Annotated in this window: 8 protein-coding genes; 2 read left to right on the top strand and 6 right to left on the bottom strand. The window is 52.2% G+C overall.

The window, feature by feature from the left end:
- Positions 1–497 precede the first annotated feature (497 nt).
- Positions 498–1,184, top strand: a complete 687-nt coding sequence (locus MXE39_RS09700) for a hypothetical protein (RefSeq protein ID WP_246978421.1) — start codon at positions 498–500, stop codon at positions 1,182–1,184.
- Between the two features lie 231 nt (positions 1,185–1,415).
- Here the strand turns inward: MXE39_RS09700 and pyrF are convergent, their stop codons facing one another.
- From pyrF to MXE39_RS09685, 3 genes are all read right to left on the bottom strand, one after another.
- A complete protein-coding gene (gene pyrF, locus MXE39_RS09695; RefSeq protein WP_246978422.1) occupies positions 1,416–2,153 on the bottom strand; it encodes an orotidine-5'-phosphate decarboxylase in 738 nt (245 codons plus the stop codon).
- Between the two features lie 446 nt (positions 2,154–2,599).
- Entirely contained in the window at positions 2,600–3,778 is a 1,179-nt protein-coding gene (locus MXE39_RS09690) for a hypothetical protein (RefSeq protein ID WP_246978424.1), read from the bottom strand.
- 841 nt (positions 3,779–4,619) lie between these two features.
- A complete protein-coding gene (locus MXE39_RS09685; protein WP_246978426.1) occupies positions 4,620–4,919 on the bottom strand; it encodes a lipopolysaccharide assembly protein LapA domain-containing protein in 300 nt (99 codons plus the stop codon).
- Between the two features lie 1,668 nt (positions 4,920–6,587).
- Between MXE39_RS09685 and MXE39_RS09680 the strand changes: the two genes are divergently transcribed.
- Positions 6,588–8,234, top strand: a complete 1,647-nt coding sequence (locus MXE39_RS09680; protein ID WP_246978428.1) for a 6-hydroxymethylpterin diphosphokinase MptE-like protein — start codon at positions 6,588–6,590, stop codon at positions 8,232–8,234.
- 271 nt (positions 8,235–8,505) lie between these two features.
- Here MXE39_RS09680 and pflA read toward each other — a convergent pair whose 3' ends face one another.
- The 3 genes from pflA to MXE39_RS09665 form a co-directional block, all read right to left on the bottom strand.
- The gene (gene pflA / locus MXE39_RS09675; protein WP_246978430.1) at positions 8,506–9,276 is read right to left on the bottom strand and encodes a pyruvate formate-lyase-activating protein; all 771 of its coding nucleotides are present in this window, start codon (positions 9,274–9,276) and stop codon (positions 8,506–8,508) included.
- A 251-nt stretch (positions 9,277–9,527) separates the two neighbouring features.
- Positions 9,528–11,774, bottom strand: a complete 2,247-nt coding sequence (gene pflB / locus MXE39_RS09670) for a formate C-acetyltransferase (protein WP_246978431.1) — start codon at positions 11,772–11,774, stop codon at positions 9,528–9,530.
- 2,508 nt (positions 11,775–14,282) lie between these two features.
- Complete coding sequence (locus MXE39_RS09665) at positions 14,283–16,364, bottom strand: fructose-1,6-bisphosphatase (RefSeq protein ID WP_246978433.1); 2,082 nt, start codon at positions 16,362–16,364, stop codon at positions 14,283–14,285.
- Positions 16,365–17,649 lie beyond the last annotated feature (1,285 nt).

Here is a 17,649-nt window from a genome sequence, read left to right as displayed (position 1 = left end):
CAGCTGGCTCATGAAGCCTGCCTTGCATCGCCTTATGCAGCCTGCCCTTGCAGCTGGCTCATGAAGCCTGCCTTGCATCGCCTTATGCAGCCTGCCCTTGCAGCTGGCTCATGAAGCCTGCCTTGCATCGCCTTATGCAGCCTGCCCTTGCAGCTGGCTCATGAAGCCTGCCTTGCAGTTGCCTCATGTCGTCTGGTCTTGCGGGCTTGCGTATGCGGCCAGGTGCGACAGCACAGAGCCATGTTCATGTCGCTCCTGCCTTGTGTATCGGCCTTAAGGTACGCTTACACAGGCTAACAGCAACCAGAATATTCAAGTTACTTATCAGCACTGCTTATCTGCCCTGGCACAGGCTGGCAGCAAAAGGCTGACTTGCTGATAACAATATGCAGACCTCACCGTGTTCTCTTAACACCTGCGGCAGGTGAGCCTTGTCCAGTGAGTTAACTTACAGGACTGGACTTCACCAGTTTTCCCTGAAAGGAGCACTTTCTTCTATGACATCTAATGGTTATTCAGCAAAAGCCAGTGGCAATGCAGGGAAATTCTCTCAGGGCAACAAGTACATAACCCTTAAGAGCATGCGCAATCTGCGCTCATGGTTTAAAGATGCCCGCTCTGACGATGTTCAGGACGTCATCAGACAGCTTGAACTTATCAAAAAGGAAAAGCTGCGCCAGGAAGAAGAGAACATCGAACGCAACCAGCGCCATCAGGAGATGTGCGACTTCTACTCCATGACGGGCTCATCGAGCATTATGGAAGTCAGCATTGACCCTCAGGATGTGCTCGATGCCCTTAGCGATTCGCTGAACTGCTGTATGCGCCGCTACCGCAGCGCCCGCATCAAATACCGTTTTTATGACCTTGATGGCAACCTGTGCGAATGGTCAGGCCAGGGACGAGAACCGCTTAAGCTGCGCGATGTGATGACAGCTACCGGCAAGTCCCGTGATGACTTTCTGGTCAGAAATGATGATCAGAACAACTCCTTTCTCATTGATGAGAGCTTTGCCCGCCTGTCAGAGAGCATGGACCAGAAATTCAAACAGTTCTCTGTATCCGGCAATCAGTCACGCAGAAGCAGCAGTACGGCAACCCCGGCTCCAGGAACATCACAGCCTGACTCACAGAACCTCTCCTCTGACAGTCAATTTGAACAGGACGACCATAATGCCAGTTAATCACGGCACATCATTGTGATCCCTGATGCTCAGCAACTGCGGCGCCCGGGCATGAAAAAGGCCATATCCCTTTTCAGGATATGGCCTTTTTCATGTGCACGTCACGATCTGGTCCGGGACTGTGGTCCGCTCCAGACCGAAGCTGGATCTGGTCAGGACCTGCTCTGTGCCCCGGCCTTGGCATAATGGCCATGGCCGGACACAGGGAAGGAGCGGGATGTGGCGTGCAGCTTATTTAATGGCAATGCCATTGCGCTCAGCCATAAGCTGGTAAATCTCAGCATTGATGGCCTTGAGCACAGCAGCAGGATTTTCAGCACGGGTAATTGGACGGCCAATTACCAGGTAGTCAGAGCCTGCCTTGATAGCCTCTACCGGAGTCATGACGCGCTTCTGATCACCGATAGCCGAGCCGGCTGGACGGATACCAGGGGTAACGGTAATAAACTCACCGCCCAGCTCATTTTTAATCATGTCAGCTTCCTGAGCTGAGGACACAACACCGTCCAGACCACTTTCCTTGACCAGACGGGCAAGGCGCATAACCTGCTCCTTAGGGGAAACATCAATACCAATGTCGGTAAGCTGAGCCTGGTCCATGGAGGTCAGAACGGTGACACCGATAACTACTGGTCGGGCTACAGCTGGTGGCAGACGCTCGAGCTCATTGGCTACGGTCTCCATCATGACACGGCCACCGGAGGCGTGAACATTGACCATCCACACGCCCATGCTGGCTGCTGCCTTGACGGCCATGGCTGTGGTATTTGGGATATCGTGAAACTTCAGATCGAGGAAGACACGGAAGTTAAGCTCAACCAGCTTGGAAACAAACTGAGGGCCGGCAACGGTAAAGAGCTCCTTGCCTACCTTGAGATTGCAGGTGCTCGGATCCAGCTGGGAGACAAAATCGAGGGCTGTTGCATCGTTATCGTAATCAAGAGCAACTATGACCTTGGGATCAAACATAATAACTTCCTGTAAAAGCCGGTCACGAATGTTCGTGCCACACCACCTACGGCCTGATTAAGGCATTGAAAATCAGCGGCCTCTATGCAGAGCAAAGACAGCCGATCCCCTTATTATACGGCCAATTGCTCACATCCATTACATATTTATAAATTGAAAATCTGCATAACAGCGCTATAAGCATCAATCTGCCAGGCCCGCAAGGCGCACAACGGCCAGACCGACGGACACAGCTTCAGGCACTGACTCAATGAGCATAAGCCCCTGGGCCAGGCCCCAGAAAAAGATGATGCGTGAGAGGTGTGGCGATGGAGCCGGTGAAGTCCTGCAGCCTCAGCAGCTGCAGCTGGTGCAGCCATGGAGCAGGTGCTGAGGCAAGGCTGGCAAAGCCAGTGACACCGGCGAAGCCAGAGGCGCAGCGGTGGCGCTGGGGCGGAGGAGGGGCGTCAGTCGCCATCGATGGAGTGACGGGGACGCATGGTATCGAAGTGGCGGCAGGATGGGCACTGCCAGAACATCATGGAGGACTCAAAGCCACAGCTTGAGCAGCTGTAGGTTGAGTGAATGGCTATCTGAGCATCGACAATGCTCTTGAGCTGCATCAGGGTTTCACTGTTCTCACCTTCCTTACTGTCAAGGCGTGAGCGCATGCCCATATAGTATGAAAACAGCTTGATATTGGGTCTTTCCTTGATCTGGCTTAACAGCATGAACTCGGCCTGAGACAGTGACTCCTGGTGCTCTATATAGCGACAGAGTTCTACCATGACAGCAGCACTGCTGGTGCGGCGGGCAAGGTCCTCAAGAGCCTTGCGGTAGGCCGGATCGCTTTTGTCCTCAAAGCAGCGGGTCAGCAGGTCAAGACAGAACATTCCTGTAGAGCTGTCAGTTTCTGCAATCTCACTTACCAGCTGCAGCACCTTCTCCCTGAAATCACCTGACTGCTCCTTGATAAGGATATCAGCCTTGATAATGCGGGCTCTGATGCACTGAGGCCAGATCTCAAGGGCATCATCAAGCAGCTTTATGGCATCACGATGACGGTTGTCCACCATGGCGCGCAGAGCCAGCTCGCAGTAGTACTGGGAAAGGTTGGCAAGGCCGTTACGACCGATCACATCCCTGTTGGCAAGGCCGGTTTCAATGGCCTTTTCGTAATCGCGAGTCTGATCATAAAGACGTACCAGCAGCACTGAGGCATTGCGGCGCTGACGTGGAATCTCCACCAGCTGCAGCAATATGTCCTCAGCACGGTCCATAAGACCGGCACTCATAAAATCACAGGCAAGCTCAATCTGAGCCAGCTCGCATTCGTAGGGCTCAGAGTTTTCATCATTGGCAAGGGAAGTATGCAGGGAAATGGCGCGGTCAACCTCACCGCGCTGGCGGAAAAGATTACCAAGAGCCAGAGAGGACTCAAAGGTAGGATGAGCAGAGTTGAGGTAGGCTATGAACTCATCCATAGCCTTTTCCTTGTTGTTATTGAGGAGAAAGTCGACGCCGCGCAGGTAGCTCTGAGCCTGCTCGGTCTTTTTACTGGCGCGCCTGTCCTTATAGGAATTTCTTCCCATATAGTAACCATAGGCTGCGGCAACCGGCAGCAGTAAAAAGAGTAACTCGAACATGTATTCAGAAGCTTATTTACAAGCCAGTCTCAGCATAACAGATTGATAAGCCTTCGGACTCAGGTACCATGCCTGAACCGGTCCGTTTTCGCCGCAATAATCATGCCGCAAATGCCGTCACAGCTCTGACATCACTGGCACTCACCGCTGCATAACAGCATTGTTTACTGCAGCACTCAGCATCATGTCAGCGCTATGTCAGAGTCCTGATTGACGGGCTGTATTGATTATCCGGAAACTCACTATAACACTGCATACCTGGTGCTAACCAGGCTTGTCGATATAAATTGCCAGGGACAGCCAGCCCTGATGAAAGGAGCCTTTCATGGCAGACAGTGCCTTGCAGGGCAAGCATGCACCTGCCCCTGCCACTGACCTGCCCGGGTATCTGTCCTTGCCAGGCACATGCCCCTGACCATTCCATGCCATGCCCCGGCAACTGCCCCTGACCATTCCATGCCATTCCATGCCATGCCCCGGCAACTGCCCCTGCATATGCCCTTGCCCCTGCATATGCCCTTGCCCCGGCAACAGCCCCTGCATATGCCCATAACCGGCTCCTGACTATGGCTCCTGTATCTGTCCGTGCTGGCATGATGGGCATTTGGGAGCGGTACAAAGACAAAGGGCCGACACCGTCGTGTGACGGTGCCAGCCCCTTGTGTGGTCTGATTCAGCATGTACGGCTCACAAAGATGCAGCGTCTGGTGCCTCTGCGCGGCTGCGCGGCTGCGCGGCAGCGCAGCAGCTGTGCCTGCCGTACCCTGCCCAAAACAAAGCCGCCGCTCCCAACTGACGTATGTTGAGGAGCGGCGGCGTGGCAGAACTGGTTCAGTACTGATTACTGAGCTTCAGCGGCCTTTGAGGATTCAACAGCCTTCTGGGCTTCCTTTTTGGCGCGACGGGCTTCAGATTTGGCGCCCTGAGCGCGGGCCCACATTTTGACTGAGAACAGCAGGGAGATGTACAGGCCGATGATAATACCGACCACAATGCCTACTACCATAACCATGGCAAGGGAAAGCTCAGCCTTTACAAAGAGGAAATCGAAAGTGACCATGCTCTCATTGGCAGAGCCTATGGTCAGACCTAAAACACAGATGAGAATTAATACAATGATGTAAAGCCAGAACTTTAACATAAGACACCCAATCAAACGAAAACCAGCCGGCCCTTAAGCCTGAGGGCATTATAGCAAAAAAACAGGCAGGGCCTGAATTTGACTGTCTTACAAGCCAGCAAGGCTCACACTTTTACTGTTACCAGCTCCCCGGTGCCCTGCCCCAGGCACATGCTCATGGGCTGGATCAGGCTGTCCATCCGCTGCCTGCATCCTGACTGACCATGGCAGTGCACAGGCACTCAACAGTGCCATCCCGGCTGCCCGTGTTACAGCCCGACAGATGCTTTGCCGGGCAACTGCAGCTGTCCAGCCTGTAACAGGCCTGCCACAGCCTGTCACAGCCTGCCTGCAACGGGATATACATCCCTGCTCATATCACAGTCTGCCCTGTGCCAGTTGATTTCTTTTGGCCACAGCTCTGGTATTTGCCCCTGAGTGGTTCTAATATTTGTGTTACTCCGTCAATGCAATGAGGTCAGGACAAGAACCAGCGACAGCCGGGCTCATGCCCGGCGGCTATGCTGGCTGCCCGGCGGCGGTGCCGGGCATGTGACATATGCCGCCCGGACTGCCGCTCCGTGGACAGGGAGCCCGGTCAAAATATTGGTGATATTGTCGTTATTAGTCGGGACAATGTTCAGTATTTTAAGACATGGCCCGAGCCATGACTGTACGGGCTACATAGTTAAGCCCTGACCTGAATATGTTTTTATTTGCAGTACAGCATCTGCCTTATGGCCCGTCATTCATGCCAGCCCCCGTGTCGGTACACGGTCTGTAAGACATAGGCTTATCTGTTATGATTATGTTTTTGATATCTAGTTAACTTGCCGGATATCGAACCTTATGCCCCGGGCAACCATCCTGTCAGGACTGCCTGAGGCCTGAGCCCTCCGGGCAGTTGCCCGTGAGGCCGATGCCTTAATGACTGCCCTTTACTCTGATACAGCCCGCTCAGTGGCGTACTTTCAGAGAGCCTGTCCATGGTTATGTTGCTCAACCATGAACCACAGGGCAGCTGCAGGCATTTGTATACTGGAGTATTGAGTAACACTATTGGAACAGAGAAAGTTTGCAGGCACTGATGCCTGTACCTCCCCACATAACTGTAATGTCCCTGCCCAGCTGGTCATGCTACGGGCATGACAGCATGAATTCCGGTCAGGCTGACGGCCAGCAGGACAGCTCGACAGGCTGACGGCCAGGCTGACGGCCAGCAGGACAGAGCGACAGTCTGTCCCCAGCCGTCCATAATATCTGCATTCAGTCATTATGCCGGCCAGGCATGACATAGAACCATTCCCGGCTCAGCCATGCACAAGCTGAGGCGTAATTACCAGGGGCAGTTTTGTGCCCACCGGACCTGTGAAAGCAGATCTGATGCGCAAGGCACCAGGCCGTGTATGGTCAGTTGAGCTGCAGGGCATGGCCCTGCAGGCATGGTACATGTTGCGAGGACCTTGCAGGTCTTATGTATGGGACGAGGTACTTTCTTTTTTCCTGACGCAGCGGATGCCGATTACAGCTTCCGCCCGCTTATGCCGCTGCTGCAAGCTGTGCGGCGGCATCAGCATCCGTCAGAACTTCCTCAGCTGTCTCATGAAAGGCCAGGCATGCCCATGCATAATTAAGCTGACCGGGACTTTTTGATTACAGCAATGGATAAGACCAAGGAGCAGACCAGGTATGGCCATCAAAATCAACAGTGAAGAGATCGCGACTTTCAAGGAAAATCTCAAGCTCTTAATGCCATATCAGGATCATGACCTGCTCAACAGTCTGGCCAAGGGTCTGTATACCAGCTCCAACTTTACCTTCAACAAGGTCAAGGGACTGAGCACCTGCACGGCCATCAACAATGTTCACATGTACTCCCGCCATAATGTCATGGAGGAGTGCCGCATCCTGTGCTCTCACCTTTCCTTTTCCCGCCTGTACCAAAAGCCTGTCTGCCAGGACACCATTGACAGTATTGAGTACTCCCTTTTCCCTAACCGCCAGCCCCTGCGTGAAAAAGCCCGTGCCGAGTTCATGGAGGAGTGTGAGCGCAACGATCAGATTCTCAACAGCACTGTCGAGCAGAGTCATCTGGATACCTCAGAGTTCCCGGAGCTCTCCCAGGGCCTGATTATTACCAGCTCCACTGACAAGAGCTATACCCCTGAGCGCGATGACCCGCCTCAGGTAACCATCTATGGCATAGCGGCCGGCCACGTGGTCGAGTACCTGTGCTCCATATACCCTGAGCTTGAAATCAATGTGGTCATACTCAACCCTGAGGTTACTGCCATCATGCTCAGCCAGGAGCCGGAAATGGGCCGTCGTCTTGCTCGAAAGAACGTCCACCTTTTCCTTGGCAATGATGACACAGAGATTCTTAAAAACCGTGTGGTTCTCATGCCGGAAATCACTCTGTGCCCTACCAGCAACTCCCATCTAAAGCAGCGCCTGATCTTCACCATGGAGCGCAATTACCACAGCCTCCATCAGAGCAAGAAGCGCCGCAGTTTCAGTGCGCTTCTGGCCCAGTACAATTACATCTACAGCCCTATGGCTCAGCAGCTGACCTACGATACTTTTGGTACAGCTGATGACATTGCCCTGGTACTCCCTGGCACTACCCTTTCAGACAGCATGGAGCGCATCAAAGAGCTCATGGAATCAGGCATACGTGTCATGACCTGCCTGATGGCACTGCCATTTTTTGAAAAGAACAAAATTGTGCCTGACATTGTCATGGCTGACGACGCCAGCATGTTCCGTATGCTGGGCAAGCTCGGTGGCCGCGACAGTATCTTCATGAAAAAGCCGGACTTCTACCGTGACAGTACCCTGGTATTCACCTCCAAGACCCATCTAATCATCCCTGCGAGCTTCTCAGGCGATAAGTACCTTGCCTACACCCGTGATCTCCAGCGTATCGGTGTCCCGGTGACTGAAGGTGCTATTACCGATCTGAATTTTACCAGTTCCATCAGTACTGCCATGATTTCCCTGGCTCTGAAGATGGAAGTGCAGCGTGTCTACCTCTTTGGCCTTGATACTGTTACCCGCTCCGAGGGCTATTACTCCACAGTCACTCTTGATGATGAGGAAGTGCTTATGGGCGTAACCAGCGCACTTACCGATACTGTAGAGTGTAATGATGGCCGTGTCCGTACAGCTTTGCATGCCTTTACCGGCTACAAACTGATTATTGAGGAAATCATAGCCAAAAACCCTCATGTCGAATTTGTTAACTGCTCACGCTTCGGAGCCATCATCAAAGGCTGTGTCCTTGATAACATCCTTGGTATCAGCAAAGACTGGTCTGAGTACAACACAGTCATGTAAAAGTGATCTCCAGATAAGCAAAAAGGCTACAGAACAGCGGTTCTGTAGCCTTTTTCATTTTGCACGCCCGGCACATCATGCCAGTGCCCTGACCAGTCGGCATGACCTTAACAGGCGGCATGCCCGCTGGCGGCATCCGGGCTGCCGCCGCCGATGGCTGCCTCCTGGTCAGGGCCATGGCGCCAGGGCGTCATGCCCGCAGCGGCAGCATGGATGCGCGGGTATGGGGCATGGGGCATGGTGCGTGGGGCATGAGGTATGGAGTAAACCATCAGTTCCTGGCGGCGGCCATGCTCTTTTCGTACTCGAGGAATGACTGGACACCCAGGATCTTCTTTGCGTTCTCCTCACGCTCCTCACTTGGAGTCTGTGTGTCCTTGAGCTTGTATGGAATACCCATTTCATCCCATTTGAAAGCACCGAAGGCATGGTAAGGCAGCACCTCAATGCGCTTTACATTGCTCAGGGTAGCAATGAAATCATGCAGCTGATGCAGCCACTGATCATTGTCGGTGTATTCAGGCACCAGAACGTGACGCACCCACATGTCCTTGCCAGTTTCGCTTAAGTAGCGGGCACAGTCCAGAATGTTGGTGTTCTCGAAATGAGTAAGCTCCCTGTGCTTTTCATTGTCGATGTGCTTGAGGTCGAGCATTACCAGATCGGTGTACTTCATCAGTTCATTGAACTGAGAAATAAAAGGCTCTTCACGGGTAAAAGGAGCACCGCCGGTATCAATGGTAGTGTGCACGCCCTCCTGCTTGAGAGCCTTGAAGAACTCAATCATAAACTCCATCTGCAGCAGCGGCTCACCGCCAGAGCAGGTCACACCGCCATCCTTGCCCCAGTATGGACGATAGCGCAGTGCCTGTTTGATGATCTGCTCCACTGTTTTTTCCTGACCGGCGTCTATCTTCCAGGTATCGGGATTATGGCAGTAAAGGCAGCGCATTTTGCATCCCTGGAGGAATACCACGAAGCGGATACCTGGGCCATCAACAGAGCCAAAACTCTCAAAAGAATGAACGCGGGCTGTGGTCATGAAAAAAACCCTTTTTTACAGATCATTAATTACACCGGCCTTGGAGGTCAATACACAAAAGCGGTGCTGATATCAGGACAAATCTTCCTGCCTCAAACTGCACGCAGGGGCAGCTACAGGCAAGTCAGGCCGTGGCGCTGCTCCTGCAGGCAGTTTCAGGCAGAAAGACTTCAGATTGCTCAAATGACAAAGGGCGGCCTCAGGCCGCCCCCTTTTTGTTCTGCCTCTTAAATCAGGGGCATCACCTTAACTTACATGCTCTTGTGGCAGGTACGTGCAATTACGTCCAGCTGCTGCTCGCGGGTCAGGTCGATGAACTTGACGGCGTAGCCGGAAACGCGGATGGTGAAATTGGCGTACTCTGGCTTCTCAGGGTGCTCCATGGCGTCAATTAACTTCTCGGTACCGAAGACATTGACGTTGAGGTGGTGAGCGCCCTGCTCAAAGTAACCGTCCATTACCTGTACCAGCTTGGTGGTACGCTCGCCCAGGTCGTGACCCAGAGCATTTGGAGAAATGGTCTGAGTATTGGAAATACCGTCCAGAGCATACTCATATGGAAGCTTGGCTACGGAGTTTAAGGAGGCCAGTAAGCCGGACTGCTCAGCACCGTAAGAAGGGTTGGCGCCTGGGCTTAATGGTTCGCCAGCCTTGCGGCCATCAGGTAAGGAGCCGGTAGCCTTGCCATAGACCACATTGGAGGTAATGGTCAGAATGGAAGTGGTAGGCTCGGAGTGGCGGTAGGTGTGGTACTTCTTGATCTTGTTTAAGAAGGTCTTGAGTAACCATACAGCCAGCTCGTCAGCACGGTCGTCGTCGTTACCGTAACGTGGGAAATCACCCTCGGTCTCGTAGTCAATTACGATACCCTGCTCGTTACGGACAGTCTTTACCTTTGCGTACTTGATGGCGCACAGGGAGTCAACCACGTGGGAGAAACCTGCAATACCGGTAGCAAAGGTACGACGTACATCGGTATCGATGAGGGCCATCTCGGCAGCCTCATAGAAGTACTTGTCGTGCATGAAGTGGATCAGGTTAAGCACGTTTACATATAAGCCTGCCAGCCAGTCCATCATGGCGTCGTAACGCTGCATGACTTCGTCAAAGTCGAGGTACTCGGAGGTAATAGGACGGAACTCAGGACCTACCTGTACGAGGCTCTTCTCGTCAACACCACCGTTGATTGCGTAGAGCATGCACTTGGCCAGGTTGGCACGGGCACCGAAGAACTGCATTTCCTTACCGGTCTCGGTTGCAGATACACAGCAGCAGATGGAGTAGTCATCACCCCAGATTGGGCGCATTACGTCGTCGTTCTCATACTGAACAGAAGAGGTCAGGATGGAGATCTTGGCGGAGTAATCGCGGAAGCCCTGTGGCAGGTTCTTTGAGTACAGAACGGTCAGGTTAGGCTCTGGAGCCGGGCCCATGTTCTCAAGGGTGTGGAGGAAACGGAAATCGTTTTTGGTAACCATTGAGCGGCCATCCATGCCGATACCGGCCATCTCAAGGGTAGCCCATACAGGATCGCCAGAGAACAGCTGGTTGTAGGATGGAATACGGGCAAACTTGACCATACGGAACTTCATGACGATGTGGTCAACCAGCTCCTGAGCCTCGCTCTCGGTTAAGGTGCCTTCAGCGATATCACGCTCAATGTAGATGTCCAGGAAGGTGGAGATACGGCCTACGGACATGGCAGCGCCATTCTGGGTCTTGATGGCAGCCAGGTAGCCGAAGTATAACCACTGGAAAGCCTCACGGGCATTCTTTGCAGGACCGGAAATGTCATAACCGTAGGCGGCAGCCATGGTCTTCATTTCAGCAAGGGCACGGATCTGCTCTGAGATTTCCTCACGCTGACGGATGATGTCATCGGTCATAATGCCGCAGCCGCAGATAGATAAATCCTGCTTCTTTTTGGCAATCAGGAAATCGATACCGTATAAGGCAACACGACGGTAGTCGCCTACGATACGGCCACGGCCGTAGGTATCAGGAAGACCGGTAATGATCTTGTTCTTGCGGGCCAGACGCATCTCAGGGGTGTAGGCATCAAATACGCCCTGGTTGTGAGTCTTGCGGTACTCGTTGAAGATCTGCTCATACTTTGGATTTGGAGTGTAGCCGTAAGTAGTGCAGGCTTCCTGAGCCATCTTGATGCCGCCGTATGGCATGAAAGCACGCTTTAATGGCTTGTCAGTCTGTAAACCTACAACCTTCTCCAGGTCCTTTGAACCCTCGGCAATGTAGGCTGCACCGTAGGCATTGATGCCGGAGACAATCTCAGTCTCCATGTCGAGAACACCACCCTTGGCACGCTCCTGCTTCTGCAGATCCTGAAGGATACCCCAGAGCTTGTCGGTGCTTTCGGTTGCTGGAGCAAGGAAGGACTCATCACCATTGTACTGAGTGAAGTTGCACTGGATAAAGTCACGTACGTCGATCTCATCAACCCAATGAGTGCCCTTAAAACCACGCCATTCTGCTCTCATAACCATCTCCTGTGAGCATAAACAGATATTTTACAAAACTGTCCCCTGCGGTGATGCCCGCGATATTTATGGGGAAAATTCTGTGAACTCAATCAAATCGAACAGCGCTATTATTCTCCCGCCCCTGGTCAAAAACAAGATTTGATATCCAAATAATCAAGTTTTAACAAAGCTGTAAAAATTCCCGCCACTTTTGCTGTCAAATCAGGTAAACATGCCATTTGCCAGCATTATTTCTCCACTTTCCCCTCCCGGCACAGCAGCAGTCATTCAGCTCCTTACTTACCGCTGATCACATGGGGGCAATTTGATCTGCTGTCATGACTGCATATGGCGTAAATTCGCCATTTGCTATGGTTTAAAAGCCAATTCCACGTACAACTTCAACACCTGTAAACCGACTAAGTTTTTCACTTTTTTCCGGCCTGAAAAAAAATTTTATTTTTGTAAGATCTTTAATAAATGTCGTTAATAAATAAAGACAGTTTTTTGTTCCGTTAATTGCCTGTGTTTATCATATTTGTCACTTACTTTGTCTTATTTCGACAACTTAGATGCCTGGACAAATACGAGGCCTGAAAAGATCAGAAAATGCAAAAAAATATGTGCAAAAGGCATAAAAAAGGGGTTTTGATAACCCCTTTAGTAAAGCTGTAAATATATAGAAGTTAGCTTTGGGCAACTTTACATATAATCCCCGTAAATATGTACTTTGCTGGCACAGCTGTACCGCATAATATTCTGGAACAGCGCCCCATAAAAGTGCGCAATTTTTGCAAAAAGAACGGCGAATTGCTGGCACCTGCTACCGGCCCAGTAATACCATAAGTTTTTCTAATACAAGATTTTAATAACCTGCTTAACTAAAGCTCAAAAGGCTCATTTTCGCCAGATTTCTTTGAGCTGCATCACACGAATAACGGCAAGACAGATCAAATCACAGCTGAAAATATTGATAAATCATCATCATTTCAGGCCTTGTTTTTTCCAGAAAATCATAAGCAATAATTGCAAATGACAGCTGGCACTCCATTTTCCCCTGTCCCGGACTTCCGCCACCACCACCACCACCACTGCCTCCGGCTGCCTCCGTCGTCGGCTGCCCGAGCTCATGGCTTATGGCTCATGGCATCCCGGCTGCGGCTGCGGCAATGGCGCTGCAGAGGACCTGCCCATTGAGCCATGGCGGCCCCTGACCAGCGCAATGGCGGGCCTGTGTCAGGACCAGCGATTTGGCTGTCATATGTCATGGCCAGCAAGTTGGCGGGCCTGTGCCAGGACCAGCGAGTTGGCTGTCATATGCCAGGACCAGCAAGTTGGCTGTCATATGCCAGGGCCAGAAATGAAAAAAGCCATTACTCAGGGATACTGAATAATGGCTTTATAGCGCAGGCACTGGGGCACAAGAATACTGTAATTCACCGGACACATTACTGCATAAAGGGGGCACAACAAGGGCGCAATTATCTGCAGTCACAGTCTGGGCACACGGATGCGGCACAGGTCTCAGGCGAACACGCGGGCCGGGATGATCATAAAGACCACCGGGCACACGCTGCCTTATATCCTGATGCTCACTGAGCATCTGGCAGCAGCCTGAATGCAGATAATAATTAAGAGCCGACATGTTATATCCGGTCCTGAAGTGGTGAACATTTGCCGGCATTATAAAGGTACTGCCGTGCTTATAATCAATAAAATTTATCTTTAAGGCACGACGCATTACCTGCAGCTGCTCCCGATATTTATGCCTTTCTTTCAATAAACTGTTCACTGCGTGCACCGGCACGCCCAATGCCACTGCACTCCCTGTTTAAATCATAAGCCCGTGCCCAGCAGGCCATAACAGCCATCCCCATAACCTGTCCCAGTCAGCCAGAGTACGGAAAATTTTCACGACCATATCTAAAGTGGTGCATACAGCGTACGCCGCACCCTCATTTTTCAGCTGCACCCGCCCCGTTACAGAGCACGCTTTTAGACAAACTCTCCCCCAGCCCTCAGAGTCTGGCACTGCGCAACCGCCCATATTTTATGAATCAGGCAGTCCGGGCAAGCCTTCACAGCGCTGTATATGTAGCCTGACATGGAGGCTGACATCAAAAACCATGTTGTCTGCCTGGCTGACATGATGCCCTTATGGTTTATGGGGTGCTGCCTGAACAGGGCGTCCGGCGCTCATGCTGCCAGTGGCAGGCCGGACTGGGTACATCTCCGGGTGCCGGGCTGGATGCAGAGCTGGGTGCCGGGCTGGATGCATAGCTGAGTGCCGGGTTCAGGGGCAGCCATGATGAGCTGCTAAAAGAAACAGGCCCGCATCCCTTGTGAGGATGAGAGCCTGTCTGTTTCTCTTCTCTTTTATCATGCAGCCGGGCCATGAAAGCCATGGTCTGGCTGTATGGTGCTGCTTCCGGGCTGAGACCATGATCAGTCCGGACTTTGTCCGGGATCTGTACGGGATCAGTCCGGAAGCGGCAAATTCTTTTGTGTGCTGGCCGGGGCTGCCTGTCAGCGCTTGCGTGATGGGCGCTCGACAATAGTGCCCTTTACGTAGGCCTGCAGCAGCTGCTCAAGCTCATGAATACTGCGCTTGATGCGGGCACCATTATCAGTGTCCTCTACCTTAAGACGCTTTGGATATCTCTCCACCTCGGAAGATACGGAGATCATGTCAATGTTCTCACGGGCAGCCTTTTCGCAGCTTTCAAATGGGCGGTGGGCCTTGAGAACCAGGTTACGTGAGTTGGAAATCAGGGTATAACCGGCGATACCTGTTGTCTTGTGGTAGGCAGAGCACAGACCACCGTCGATAACGATCAGGCGGCCGTTGCCACGCATTGGCTGCTCACCGTCCTTAACACGGATTGGAGTGTGGCCATTGATGATGTGACCCAGCTCAGGGTCAAGACCGAACTCCTCAAGAATCATGCGGCAGGTAGCTTCGCTGTGATAGTGCTTGTAGTAAGGATCACTAGGCTCCTTGTGAGTGCTCTTGTCATCAACAAAGTAGCGCTCAAAAGGCTTCATGATACGGCCGGACAGAGGGCTGTTGAAGCCGCACCACAGGTAGTACATGAAGTCGAGGCTCTTCTGATCTCTGATGGTGTAAGCCTGACGGGCCAGACGGTCACAGTAATCAAGGAAAGCCTTGCCCTGCATGATCTTGCCGGCAATATTCACCTGACGGAAGCGGCCGTCCTCAGTAAGCGGGATGCAGCCGTGATAAAGCAGGTTGCCATTGAAGCACTTGTAGATAGAGCCGTGTGAGTACAGGAAGGCTACCTCATTTTGCAGTCTTTCAGACTTGAGGAAGGATTCCTTGAGAGACTCCATAAGATGAGCCTCTTCACGGCTGAGGGCGAACGGATCTTCCGGGTTGATGGTTGGCAGATCAACAGTGTTGAGCTCGTACTCATTGCCATTGATGGTTACTACACCACGCTTGAGGTCCATCTTGTCCATGAGCAGTCGGTCATCCATCATGAACTCGCTGTTGCGCTTGATGAGCTGGCCCTGCAGCTTCAGAGCAATAACGGTAATGGCCTTTACCATCTTGGCGCGGCTTTCGTCCTCGAAAGCCTGCATGAGATCTTCGTATTCCTGATCACTGTCAGCACCGTGACCATTTGGTGGAGCGAAGTTCTTGCCAAGGTGACAGGCAGCTCCCCTGGAGCGCTCCTTTACCGGATAAGTGTAGGTCTTGTTGGCAAACTCATTTAACTTGCGCAGAGAAATGGAGTAAGCACTCTCCAGCAGTGAGTAGTTAAAGTAGTTAACGTTATTGCGCAGCACAGTGGCAATACATACCTCGGAACCAAGGGCAGCACCCATCCACAGAATATCGTGGTTACCCCACTGGATATCGATGCTGTGATAGTTCATGAGCAGGCTCATGATGCGATCAGGGCTTGGACCACGGTCATAAACGTCACCTACCACGTGCAGATGATCTACGGCCAGACGCTTGGACAGAGCGCATAAGGAGGTCACAAAGTGATGGGCAGACCTGGTTCTTAAAATGGTATTTAAGATGGCCTCATGGTAGATAGCACGGGAGGCAGTCTCGTCATTTTGAGCGTGGAGCAGCTCATCGATGATGTAGCTGTAATTCTTGTCAATAGCCTTACGTACCTTGGAGCGTGTGTACTTGGCAGAAAGATACTTACACAGCTTGATCAGGCGCTCAAGAGTCTCTTTGTACCACTGGTCATTAAGCTCACCGGCCTCACGGCGCAGGCGCATAACTTCCTCAGGGTAATAAACCAGAGAGCACAGAGCAGACTTTTCCTGAGGGCTGATATCAAAGAGCTCCTCAACCTTTTCATGGATAACGCCGGAGCATCCATTGATGATGTGGCAGAAAGCCTCATACTCACCGTGCAGGTCAGATACAAAGTGTTCAGTACCCTTTGGCAGGTTAAGGATAGCCTGCAGATTGATGATTTCAGAGAAAGCATCTACACGGTTAGGGTACTGCTCGGAGAGCAGCTCCAGATAGTGCAGATCAACCGGAAGACTGCCACGATTGGCGTCGTTAACAAATTCCTGTGCCTCGCCTATAACGTCAAGACCTGAGTCAAAAGTATTCAATCTATGCTGCTCCTGATAATGTTGCCTGTTTTCCGTACCTCTTCGGCGCCCTGACCGGCACCGTCTTGAAACTGAGCTGCTGACACCATAAATCTGACTGTCAGGCCGCCTGGCCACAGTCAATGGCTCAAAGCATGTCCATATTCAGAATCTGATAATAAGCTGCTGGCAGACCATCGGGACCTGGACTGCATATCCTTACCGGCTGAATGCCCTGCGCTGCATGGCAGCCATGGCGGCCAGCACGACTGCCTTATGACAGGTCTTTTGTCCTGGCAATCTGCGCCCTGTCAGGGCCATGTTCTGCTTGCTGTGTTAAGGCTTTTGAAGTACGGGAGGTAATTGACCCGTTGATTAATTTGCACAGCTCCTTTTTATGTCCAGACTGTGCACTCACCACACTTTGTGCCCTTGGCACAAGGAATTGAAAAACTTCCGGATGCTCCGGAAATTGTGATAACTAAGGAAGGAAGTGTTAATGCCTGTAAGACCGCTGCCATGTGACCTGCTGCAGGGCCCTGCTGCCTGAGCAGCTGCTACAGAAGCCTGTTTCCTGTAAGGCGAATTGAGTTTAGCAAAGTGCATTTTCTCTATCCAAGACGGCGCTTAAAAAGTGAGATCCATGCCATATCTTTGCATGCATGCATCATTCTTCCCCTGTTGCCAGGCTGAAACTCGGATCCAGGCACCGGCCCCTGTGTCTGCGATAACCACGCGCTTTGCAGACTGTGCCCCTGCGCAAAAGCCCAATGTTTTTTATTAAAATGATTTTAATAATTCATTAAATTAATTATCATCACGCCCTGACTTGCTCCAGTACGCCCCTCAACACCCGCCCATGCCTCCACAATAATGCTTATGCATACCGGCATTTCCTGACAGCCTGCACAGCAGGACGTCCATGGAAACATCCACGGCGCCCCCCCATGGTGCGGCCAATGCGCCTCCCTGTGGAAACAGCGACAGCCCTGTCACGTGGTGCGGCCAATGCGCCTCCCATGGAAACATCCACGGGCCTCCCCATGGTGCGGCCAATGCGCCTCTCCTGGAAACATCCACGGGCCTCCCCATGGTGCGGCCAATGCGCCTCCCTGTGGAAACAGCGACAGCCCTGTCCCATGGTAACGGCCCTGTTACGTCCCATGGAAACGGCACCGGTGCCGTCCCTTGCTGGATACAAGTTTGGTCCCTGCTCTATTCTCCCTTCCTTGCCTTAACACAAAGGCCGTACATGGACGCGTCAAGGCCTGAGCATGCCGGGCAAGGAAATGCCAGGGCTGTATAC

Origin of the sequence: Anaerobiospirillum sp. NML120511, assembly GCF_023050955.1 — a bacterium.
Classification (GTDB): Bacteria; Pseudomonadota; Gammaproteobacteria; order Enterobacterales; family Succinivibrionaceae; genus Anaerobiospirillum.
This window is presented reverse-complemented; position numbering and strand designations above follow the sequence as displayed.

Bases quoted from the DNA above. Each gene is read 5' to 3' on its own strand.
- MXE39_RS09700 (WP_246978421.1), top strand. From the start codon at position 498: ATGACATCTAATGGTTATTCAGCAAAAGCCAGTGGCAATGCAGGGAAA.
- pyrF (WP_246978422.1), bottom strand. From the start codon at position 2,153: ATGTTTGATCCCAAGGTCATAGTTGCTCTTGATTACGATAACGATGCA.
- MXE39_RS09690 (WP_246978424.1), bottom strand. From the start codon at position 3,778: ATGTTCGAGTTACTCTTTTTACTGCTGCCGGTTGCCGCAGCCTATGGT.
- MXE39_RS09685 (WP_246978426.1), bottom strand. From the start codon at position 4,919: ATGTTAAAGTTCTGGCTTTACATCATTGTATTAATTCTCATCTGTGTT.
- MXE39_RS09680 (WP_246978428.1), top strand. From the start codon at position 6,588: ATGGCCATCAAAATCAACAGTGAAGAGATCGCGACTTTCAAGGAAAAT.
- pflA (WP_246978430.1), bottom strand. From the start codon at position 9,276: ATGACCACAGCCCGCGTTCATTCTTTTGAGAGTTTTGGCTCTGTTGAT.
- pflB (WP_246978431.1), bottom strand. From the start codon at position 11,774: ATGAGAGCAGAATGGCGTGGTTTTAAGGGCACTCATTGGGTTGATGAG.